Genomic DNA, 10,141 nt, shown 5'->3' on the forward strand with positions numbered 1-10,141 from the left:
GGCGCGAAGACGCGAGTCATCCCGCACCAAATGCTCGACGACCATTCCCCGTGGCAAGCGGTGCCGATCGCGCACGATGGCGGCACGATCGGGTGGCACGGCAATGCCTTGCTGGCGCGCAAGGGCTGCGCAGTCGACGCCAGCGCGGCCGTGCATTTGCCCGCGCTCGAGCCACGTGGCGCGATCCGCGCCGATCTCGTGGTGCATTCGGCACCGATCCGGGTCGTGGGGATGCACCTCGATTTGTCGGGGCTCTGGCGGCGGCGGCAAGCGCGTGCGATCCTGGCGCATGTCGATTCGTGCGCTGCCAGTCTGCCGACCGTGTTGATGGGCGATTTCAACGAATGGACGCGCAGTGCCGGGTGCTTGCGCGATTTCGGGCGCGACTTTGACAACGTGCCGACCGGACCGAGCTTCCACGCACGACGGCCGATCGGCCGGCTCGACCGCATTTTCACGCGCGGCTTTCGCGTGCTCGACTGCGGCGTCCATGCCAGCCCTGCCGCACGGCGCGCCTCGGATCATTTGCCGATCTGGGCGGTGCTGGAGCCGCTATGATGGCCCGGCTGTGACGCAACGCCCGTGACGCGCGAGAAGGAACTCCGCCTTGCACTCGTCTGCTATGGCGGGATCAGCCTGGCCGTTTACATGCACGGCATCACCAAGGAAATCTGGCGGCTGGCGCGCGCCAGTCGGGCGTTCCATGCCGGAACCGCTCCGGCGGAGGATAGCCCGGACGTGTACCGCGCGCTTTTCGAAGAAATCGAAGCGGAAACCGGCCTCAAACTGCGCGTCCTCGTCGATATTATCGCGGGCGCAAGCGCCGGGGGAATCAACGGCGTTTTCCTCGCGCAAGCGATCAGCACCGGACAGAGCCTCGAACCGTTGACCGATCTGTGGCTCGATTCGGCGGATATCGAGGCGCTGATCGATCCCAAACAAGCGCCGAGCCATCGTTTTTCCAAGGCCTGGGCGCTCCCGCTGGCGTGGATGGCGGCGCGGCGCGACACGATCGATGCGACGGTCGAACCCGGCGCGCGCGAGGAAGTCCGCGCCAAGCTCTCGCATTTTATCCGCTCACGCTGGTTCGAGCCGCCGTTCGGGGGCGAGCTTTTCACGGGCATGATCCTCGACGCGCTCGCTGCGATGGCCGCCGCCCCGCGCGAACCGCGGCTGTTGCCCGACGGGCAACCGCTCGATCTGTTCGTGACCGTCACCGATTTCCGCGGTCATCCCGAACGCCTCACGCTCAATTCCCCGCCCGAAGTGGTCGAGATCGAACATCGCGTGATCGTGCCGTTCAGCGATCACGGGCTGACCAGCGAGACGCTTGCGCACCCGGCGGAGCTTGCCTTTGCGGCGCGCGCGACGTCGAGCTTTCCCGGTGCCTTCCCGCCCTTCATGGTCGGCGAGCTCGACCGCGTGCTGGCCGAACGCAAAGAATCCTGGGCGAATCGCGCGGCCTTCCTCAAACGCGTTCTGCCGCGCCAGTTCGCCGCGAACGCCGCCGAGGGCGCGGTGCTGATCGATGGCTCGGTGCTCAACAATGCGCCCTTCCGTCCGGCGATCGAGGCGCTGCGCGAACGCCCCGCACGCCGCCAGGTCGACCGGCGCTTCGTCTATATCGATCCGCACCCCGGCGGCTCGATCCACTTCGGCGCGCACGACGCAAAGCCCCCCGGCTTCTTTCAGACGATCATCGGTGCGATTTCCGAACTCCCCCGTGAGCAACCGATCCGCGACAATCTGGAGGAGATCGCCGAACGCTCGCGCCAGATCGAACGGATGCGTGCGATCATCGCCGGGATCCGCCCCGAGGTCGAAAAACAGGTCGAGGCGCTGTTCGGCTATACGCTGTTCCTCGATTCGCCGACGCAAGCGCGGCTGACGACCTGGCGGCAACGCGCGCAAGCGGCAGCAGCGAAAAGCGCGGGCTATGGCTATGCCGCCTATGGCCATTTGAAGATCACCGGCGTGGTCGAGACGATCACCGATCTGCTGCATCATGCCGGCGGTGAACCGGGGCCGCAGCGCTGGCGCGGGATTCGGGCGCACATCGCGGACGCCGTGACTGAGCGCGGGTTTGACGACATGACGCCAAGCTTTTCCGGCGGCGCGAGCGCCACGACGATCGCCTTCCTGCGCACCTTCGACCTCGGCTTCCGCTTGCGCCGCCTGCGCTTGCTCGCGCGGCGAATCACCGATTTGGAGGGCGATCAGCCCGAAGCCGAACTCGCGCCGATCCGCGACGCGATCTATGCGAGCCTGGCGGACTATCTCGAGTGCAAGCGCACCGAGCGCTACACGCATTTGCGCAAGGACGTGCGGCTGCTGCGCGGGGATGCCGGGCCGTTGCTCGACAAGCTTGGCGCGGCGATGGACCTGAAGACGCTCGACCAGCGCACCGAGGCGCGGCTCGCCATCGCCTTTTCTGGCCTGGAACGGGAGGTAAAACGGACGATCCTGCTGAGCTATCTCGGTTTTCCGTATTTCGACGTCGCCACCTTGCCGCTATTGCAAGGCGACGGGCTCGACGAATTCGATGCGATCAAAGTCGACCGCATCGCCCCCGACGATGCCATCAGCATCCGTAGCGGGGGCGCTGCGGCGACGCTGAAAGGGATTCAGTTCAACAGCTTCGGCGCGTTCTTCAGCCGCGCGTATCGCGAGAATGACTATCTGTGGGGCCGCCTCCATGGGGCCGAACGGATGGTCGACATCGTGCTCTCCGCGCTCGATCCGACGATGCGGTTGAAACCCGGCCGCACCGCCGAGATCAAACGCGCGGCATTCCGCGCCATCCTTGAGGAGGAAGCGCCGAAGCTGACGATGATTCCGGGCCTGTTCGAGACGTTGCGGCGGGAGATTGGCTAGCTATGTCCTCCCCTCCCTGGAAGGGAGGGGCTGGGGGTGGGTCGGAGTGGAGAGGGCTTTCCGTCGCCCATACCAACCCACCCCTCAATCCCCTCCCTTCCAGGGAGGGGAGGAGCAGGCTGGCAATCGTATCGCGATCGCACTAACCTCGCCTGATGCAATTTCTGAAAATCCTGTTCTGGTGCCTGCTCGCCTTCATCGCGGCGATCTTTACGCTGGGGAATTGGACCAGCGTGACGATCCATTTGTGGGGCGGGATGGAGGCGCTGATCAACTTGCCGCTGCTGCTGCTGCTGACCTTCCTCGCCGGGCTCGTCCCGACGCTGGCATGGCATTCGACGCTGCGCTGGAGGATGCGCAACCGGCTGGCAACGGCGGAACGCACGCTCAACGACCTGCGCAGCGCCCTTGCGCCGCCGACACCGTCGCTGCAGAGCGCTACCGCCTTATCCCCCGATCCGGTCGGCACGCCCGCACCACCGGCAGACCCGGCATGAACAACCGCCTGTTCGTCGCGCTCGACACACCCGATCTCGCCAAGGCGCGCACGCTCGCCACCAAGGTCCGCTACCATGTCGGCGGGATCAAACTGGGCCTCGAATTCTTCATGGCGAACGGGCGCAGCGGCGTGCGCGACATGGCGGAACTCGGCTTGCCGATCTTCCTCGACCTGAAACTGCACGACATCCCCAACACCGTCGCCAAGGCGATCATGGCGTTGCGCGGACTCGATCCGGCGATCCTCACCGTCCACGCTGCGGGCGGCCGCGCGATGCTTGAGGATGCCAAGGCCGCCGCCCCGCTTGGCACCAAGGTCGTTGCGGTAACGACGCTGACCAGCCTCGATGGCAGCGACCTGAAATCGATCGGGTGCGTGAACAGCGCGCAGGATCAGGTGCTCCGCCTGACCGAATTGGCGAAGGATGCCGGCGTCGACGGCGTCGTTTGTTCGGGCGAGGAAGTCGCCGCCGCGCACAAATTCTGGCCCAAGGGCTTCTTCGTCGTCCCCGGCGTCCGTCCAGCGAATGGCGCGGTCGGTGACCAGAAGCGCGTCGTCACCCCGCGCGCCGCGCTCGACGCGGGGGCGTCAATCCTCGTCATCGGCCGCCCGATCACGCAAGCGGCCGATCCGGATGTGGCGGCGCGCGAGATCGAAGCGACGCTCTGACCGGCTCCACCCCGGCGAAGGCCGGGGCCCAGTCGCGATGGCTCAGGTAACCGAGCGCCTCGCTCTCAATTTCTCGTCCCGCAACTGGGCCCCGGCCTCCGCCGGGGTGGAGCTGTAAGCGCAGCGCACCTTGCGTTCGTGCAGCCAAAGCGCAAGGAAGCCCCATGCCCCCAACCGCGAAAATCTGTGGTCTCTCCACCCCCGAAACGCTCGACGCCGCGCTTGCCGGCGGGGCGAGTCATGTCGGGCTGGTGTTTTTCGCCCCCTCGCCGCGCAATCTCTCGCCGACCCGTGCCGCGCAACTCGCCGCGCGCGTGCCCGCCCACGTTCAGCGCGTCGGCGTCTTTGTGAACCCCGATGATGCGCTGATCGAGCAGGCGGTTGCCGCCGGACATCTCGATATCCTCCAACTGCACGACACCACGCCCGAGCGGGCCGCCGCGATCAAGGCGCGCACCGGGCTTGCGGTGTGGATCGCGGTCGCGGTGCGGACGCGCGACGATCTCGACGCGGCGCTGACCTACACCGGGGTCGCCGACAAAGTCCTTTACGACGCCAAGACCCCGCCCGGAGCCGCTTTGCCCGGCGGGATGGGCGTGCGCTTCGACTGGCGCTTGCTCGACGGCTTCCGCCATCCGCTGCCCTGGGCGCTGTCGGGGGGACTCGATCCGTTCAACGTCGCCGAGGCGGTGCGGACCACAGGCGCAACATTGGTCGATGTGTCGTCGGGGGTGGAAAGCGCGGCCGGAATCAAGGATGTGGGCAAGATCGGCGCATTTTTGCGGGCGGTGAACGACCTCTGATCGCGCTCTTCTTCCCCCCTCCCGCCTTCGCGGGAGGGGCGGGGGAGGGTCTTCTTCTTTTGCCCCCGAAAGAAGAAGACCCTCCCCCAACCCCCTCCCATGAAGATGGGAGGGGGCTTTGCTTGCGGCCACCGCTCGACACGCCCGCGCCAGATGCTAAACGCACTCCCATGAACGCCCCCAACTCCTTCCGCACGCAACCTGACGATCGTGGCCATTTCGGCGCTTTTGGCGGTCGCTATGTCGCCGAGACGCTGATGCCGCTCGTGCTCGAACTCGACACCGCGTATCGCGCCGCCAAGGCCGATCCGGCGTTCAGGATCCAGTTCGACGATCTGCTCGAACATTATGTCGGCCGCCCCAGCCCGCTTTACTACGCCGAGCGCCTGACCGAGGCGCTGCGCGAAGGCGCGCCGGACGGAAAAGGCGCGCAAATCTGGTTCAAGCGCGACGAGCTGAACCATACGGGCGCGCATAAAATCAACAATTGCATCGGGCAGATCCTGCTCGCGATGCGGATGGGCAAGACACGGATCATCGCCGAGACCGGCGCTGGCCAGCACGGCGTCGCCACCGCCACGGTCTGCGCGCGCTTCGGCCTGCCGTGCATCATCTATATGGGCGCCAAGGATATCGAGCGGCAGGCGCCCAACGTGTTCCGCATGAAGCTCTTGGGTGCCGAAATCCGCCCGGTGACGAGCGGATCGCATTCGCTCAAGGATGCGATGAATGAGGGGATGCGCGACTGGGTCGCCAACGTCCATGACACCTTCTACATCATCGGCACCGCCGCCGGCCCGCACCCCTACCCCGAAATGGTCCGCGATTTCCAAAGCGTGATCGGCACCGAGGCGCGCGCGCAGATGCTCAGCCGCATCAACCGCCTGCCCGATCTGCTCGTCGCCGCGATCGGTGGCGGGTCGAACGCGATCGGGCTGTTCCACCCCTTCCTCGACGATGGCGACGTGATGATGCTCGGCGTCGAAGCGGCCGGGCGCGGGCTCGACAAGGAACATGCCGCCAGCCTCGCGGGTGGCTCCCCCGGCATCCTCCACGGCAACAAGACGTACCTGCTGCAGGACGAAGACGGCCAGATCACCGAGGCACATTCGATCTCGGCCGGGCTCGATTATCCCGGCATCGGACCCGAGCACTCGTGGCTGCACTCGATCGGCCGTGTCGAATACACCTCGGTCACCGACACCGAAGCGCTCGATGCGTTTCAATTGCTATGCCGCACCGAAGGCATCATCCCCGCTTTGGAACCTGCCCACGCTATCGCCGCAGTTGCCGTGCGCGCACGCGAGATGGACCGCGACCAGATCATCCTCGCCAATTTGTGCGGGCGTGGCGACAAGGATATCTTCACCGTCGCGGAAGCGTTGGGGGTGAAGATATGAAGCGGAGCGTAGCGAAGATTGCCTTCGTGGGAGCATTTCTGATTGCCGTGATCGCGATAGCGCACTTCATCACGCGAGCACTTCCGTGGACTTTTGGATTAGGCGGCGCGTTGGGTGCTGTCGTCTTCATGACGACACCCAAACTGTTCGACCGTATCTGGCCAAAGCCAATGAAGGGCTGGGCTAAGTGACCCGCCTCGCCACCGCCTTCGCCAAACCCCACCCCGCGCTCGTAACCTTCGTCACCGCGGGGGACGGCCCGACCGCCGACATCCTCGACGCGCTCGTCGAGGGCGGTGCGGACGTGATCGAGCTTGGGATGCCCTTCACCGATCCGATGGCCGATGGTCCCGCGATCCAGGCCGCGAACATCCGTAGTCTGCTCGCGGGCACGAAAACCGCCGACATTCTCGCGATCGCGAAGGCGTTCCGTTTCCGCCACCCCGAGGTGCCGCTGGTGCTGATGGGCTATGCCAATCCGATGACGATCCGCGGCCCCGAATGGTTCGCCGCCGCCGCGCACGAAGCGGGCGTCGACGGCGTCATCTGCGTCGACATCCCGCCCGAGGAGGACCCTGAACTCGGCCCCGCCTTGCGCGCCGTCGGGATCGACCCGATCCGCCTCGCCACCCCGACCACCGACGCCGCGCGGCTGCCGACCGTGCTCGATGGCGCGAGCGGGTTCCTCTATTACGTCTCGGTCGCGGGCATCACCGGGCTGCAACAGGCGCAGCAGAATTCGATCGACGAAGCCGTCGCGCGCCTGAAGGCGCACACCAACCTCCCCGTCGCGGTCGGCTTCGGCGTGCGCACGCCCGAACAGGCCGCCGCGATCGCCCGCGTCGCCGATGGCGTCGTGGTCGGCTCGGCGATCGTCGAGTTGGTCGCAACCCACGGTGTTGACGCACCGGCCTATGTGCGCGCCTATATCGATTCCCTCGCGACGGCGATCCGCGCCGCAACCAAGGAAGCCGCATGACCTGGCTCACCAGCGTCCGCAACGCGCTTGCGTATGTCGTCCCCGTCAAGAAGGACACGCCCGACAACCTTTGGCACAAGTGCAAGGGCTGCGGGCAAATGGTGTTCGTGAAAGAGCTGGCGGACAATCTCCACGTCTGCCCGCATTGCGAACATCACGAGCGCATCGGCCCGCTGCGGCGCTTCGAATATGTGTTCGACGCCGGGTCGTACACGATCGTGCCATTGCCCAAGGTGCCCGATGACCCGCTGAAATTCCGCGATACCAAGCGCTATGCCGATCGCATCAAGGCCGCCCGCCTCGCGACCTCCGAAGGCGACGCGCTGATCACCGCGATTGGCAAGATCGATGGGCGCACCGCCGTCATCGGCGTGCAGGACTTTGCCTTCATGGGCGGATCGATGGGGCTGGCGGTGGGCGAAGCCTTCGTGCGCGGCATCGAAACCGCGATCGGCGCGCACTGCCCCTATATTATCTTCACCGCAGCCGGCGGCGCGCGGATGCAGGAGGGCATCCTCAGCCTGATGCAAATGCCGCGCGCGACGGTGGCGATCGCGATGCTGCACGATGCCGGCTTGCCCTATATCGTCGTGCTGACCGACCCGACCACCGGCGGCGTCACCGCAAGCTATGCGATGCTCGGTGACGTGCAGATCGCCGAGCCCGGCGCGCTGATCGGTTTCGCCGGGCAACGCGTGATCGAACAGACGATCCGCGAAAAACTGCCCGAAGGGTTCCAGCGCGCCGAATATCTGCTCGAACACGGCATGATCGACATGGTCAAGCACCGCAAGGACCTGCGCGCGACGCTGGCGAGCCTGATCGATTATCTGTGCGTGAAGCAGGCGGCGGCATAATCTCCCTCTCCCCTTCAGGGGAGAGGGCAAGCGAGGCGTAGCCGAAGCGCGGGAGAGGGGAAGTAACGCGGACGGGGGCTCCCAGGACAGCCCCTCTCCCCGACCCTCTCCCCGCAACCGGGGAGAGGGAGAAGAACTGATGCCCGACCACGCCACCTCCACCCACCCCGCCGTGCAAGCCCAGCTCGACCGCCTGTGGTCGCTGTCCCCCGGCGCGGATATCCTCGGGCTCGACCGCATCACCGTTTTGCTCGATCGGCTCGGCAACCCGCAGCACCGCCTCGCGCCCGTCCTCCATGTCGCGGGCACCAACGGCAAAGGCTCGACCTGCGCGTTCCTGCGCGGCGCGATCGAGGCGGCGGAGCTTACCGCCCATGTCTACACCAGCCCGCACCTTGTCCGCTTCAACGAACGGATCCGCATCGCGGGCCGTCTGATCGAAGACGATGTGCTCGCGGTCCTGCTGGCGGAAGTCCTCGACCACGCCGACGGCATCGGCGCGAGCTTCTTCGAAGTCACCACCGCCGCCGCTTTCCTCGCCTTCAGCCGCACGCCGGCCGACGCGTGCATCATCGAGGTCGGCCTGGGCGGCAGGCTTGACGCGACCAACGTCATCGCGACGCCGATCGTCACCGGGATCGCGCAACTCGGCCTCGATCACCAGAGTTTCCTCGGCGACACCGCGGAAGCGATTGCGGGCGAAAAGGCCGGGATCGCCAAGCCGGACGTTCCGCTGGTGACGATGCACTATCCCCCGAGCGTCACCGCGCGCGTGGCCGAGGTCGCGGCGCGCGCCGGGGCGTGTGTCAGCGCGCTCGACAGCGGCTGGCACCTGCGCGTCGGCGAGACGCTGACCTACTCTGATGCGAACGGCCCCGTCGAAACCCCGCTCCCGACGATGGCCGGCCCGCACCAGCCGGAGAATCTCGGCCTCGCCATCGCGATGCTGCGGCATCAAAGCGTGCTGAACATCCCGCCCGAGGCGTATCGCACCGCCGCCCTTGCGACGCGCTGGCCCGCGCGGATGCAGCGGCTCCACCCCGGCCCGCTCACCGCCCTGCTCCCGCCCGGCAGCCAGCTCTGGCTCGACGGTGGCCACAACCCCGCCGCCGCCGCCGCGATCGCCGCGACGCTCGAGGCGATCGCGCATCCCGGCATCGGGCGCAGCGAGGTGCATCTCATCCTCGGCATGTTGGCGAACAAGGATCCCGCAGGACTGCTCGCCCCGTTTGCGACCTTGGCGACGACGCTCCACGTCGTGCCGACGCCGGGCCACGACCACCACACCCCCGCCGCGCTCGCGCAGATCGCGCATGATCTCGGCATTGCCGCCCATACCGCGCCCGATGTGCCGACCGCGCTCGCCGACATCACCGCAATCGCCGACCAGGCCGAGCCCCCGATCGTGCTGATCCTCGGCTCGCTCTATCTCGCGGGCGCGGTGCTGTTGGCGAACGGCGAAGCGCCCGACTGACCTTTATTGCGATTGACTTGCAATAGCGATTACGGGAGAATGTACCGCCGCAACGGAGCATCCTCTCATGACGACCTCGCCTGCCCCCTCGCCCGCCCCCTCCCCCGCTCAGCATCCCAGCGCCCTCGCCGCCAGCCTGAAGGGGCCGCTGCCGTCGGACCCCAACGCCCGGCTGGCCCTGTTTGCCTTCCGTCGGATCGGCGCGCACGGCCTCCACGATGCGGCGGCCGCGGCGCTGTTGCTGCAGGCGTTCGGCGCAGGGTTTCGCCGGCCGCTGGTGCTGCTGCGCGCGATGATGGCCGACCTCGCGCACGCCGCGACTTGCCCGATCACGATCGCGCCGTGCTGCTGCCTGCGGATGACGGGGTCGGAGACCACCGTCCTGACGATCCTCGCCCGCGCCGAGACCGCACCTGACAGCGCGCGGCTGTTGCTCGGCGACCTGATCGGCGTGCGCCGCCCCGACGGCGTGCTCGCGAGCATCACGCTGCTCGCGCAGGCCTTTGCCGATGCGGGCCGCCCAATCAGCCTTTAGAGTCTGTCACCCCATGTTTGAATCGATCTGGGATTCCCAAGGGCGCTGATG

General features: G+C 66.9%; 11 protein-coding genes. All 11 read left to right on the forward strand.

Going from position 1 to position 10,141, the window contains the following annotated elements:
* Positions 1 to 558: endonuclease/exonuclease/phosphatase family protein (locus ABWP09_RS11260; RefSeq protein ID WP_353205233.1), on the forward strand; the 558-nt coding region annotated here is incomplete at its 5' end.
* Positions 559 to 582: 24 nt separating this feature from the next.
* On the forward strand, positions 583 to 2,874 hold the full coding sequence (locus ABWP09_RS11265; protein WP_353205234.1) for a patatin-like protein: 2,292 nt from the start codon (positions 583 to 585) through the stop codon (positions 2,872 to 2,874).
* A gap of 155 nt (positions 2,875 to 3,029) precedes the next feature.
* On the forward strand, positions 3,030 to 3,371 hold the full coding sequence (locus ABWP09_RS11270) for a hypothetical protein (protein ID WP_353205235.1): 342 nt from the start codon (positions 3,030 to 3,032) through the stop codon (positions 3,369 to 3,371).
* Positions 3,368 to 4,042, forward strand: coding sequence for an orotidine-5'-phosphate decarboxylase (pyrF, locus tag ABWP09_RS11275; protein WP_353205236.1), 675 nt, complete (start codon positions 3,368 to 3,370; stop codon positions 4,040 to 4,042). The genes ABWP09_RS11270 and pyrF overlap by 4 nt, the downstream gene beginning before the upstream one ends.
* Before the next feature lie 164 nt (positions 4,043 to 4,206).
* Positions 4,207 to 4,845 (forward strand): phosphoribosylanthranilate isomerase, encoded by a 639-nt coding sequence (locus tag ABWP09_RS11280; protein WP_353205237.1) that lies wholly within the window; start codon positions 4,207 to 4,209, stop codon positions 4,843 to 4,845.
* 170 nt (positions 4,846 to 5,015) lie between these two features.
* Positions 5,016 to 6,245: a tryptophan synthase subunit beta gene (trpB, locus tag ABWP09_RS11285; RefSeq protein ID WP_353205238.1), complete on the forward strand. Its 1,230-nt coding sequence runs from the start codon at positions 5,016 to 5,018 to the stop codon at positions 6,243 to 6,245.
* Positions 6,242 to 6,436 carry a hypothetical protein gene (locus ABWP09_RS11290; RefSeq protein WP_353205239.1) on the forward strand — a complete coding sequence of 65 codons (195 nt, stop codon included), beginning with the start codon at positions 6,242 to 6,244 and terminating at the stop codon, positions 6,434 to 6,436. Before trpB ends, ABWP09_RS11290 begins: the two co-directional genes overlap by 4 nt.
* Positions 6,433 to 7,224, forward strand: a complete 792-nt coding sequence (trpA, locus tag ABWP09_RS11295; RefSeq protein ID WP_353205240.1) for a tryptophan synthase subunit alpha — start codon at positions 6,433 to 6,435, stop codon at positions 7,222 to 7,224. Before ABWP09_RS11290 ends, trpA begins: the two co-directional genes overlap by 4 nt.
* The gene (gene accD / locus ABWP09_RS11300; RefSeq protein ID WP_353205241.1) at positions 7,221 to 8,081 is read left to right on the forward strand and encodes an acetyl-CoA carboxylase, carboxyltransferase subunit beta; all 861 of its coding nucleotides are present in this window, start codon (positions 7,221 to 7,223) and stop codon (positions 8,079 to 8,081) included. The genes trpA and accD overlap by 4 nt, the downstream gene beginning before the upstream one ends.
* 139 nt (positions 8,082 to 8,220) lie before the next feature.
* Positions 8,221 to 9,555, forward strand: a complete 1,335-nt coding sequence (locus ABWP09_RS11305) for a bifunctional folylpolyglutamate synthase/dihydrofolate synthase (protein WP_353205242.1) — start codon at positions 8,221 to 8,223, stop codon at positions 9,553 to 9,555.
* 67 nt (positions 9,556 to 9,622) lie between these two features.
* Entirely contained in the window at positions 9,623 to 10,090 is a 468-nt protein-coding gene (locus tag ABWP09_RS11310; RefSeq protein WP_353205243.1) for a DUF6628 family protein, read from the forward strand.
* Positions 10,091 to 10,141 lie beyond the last annotated feature (51 nt).

Source organism: Sphingomonas sp. (assembly GCF_040398505.1).
Taxonomy (GTDB): Bacteria; Pseudomonadota; Alphaproteobacteria; order Sphingomonadales; family Sphingomonadaceae; genus Sphingomonas.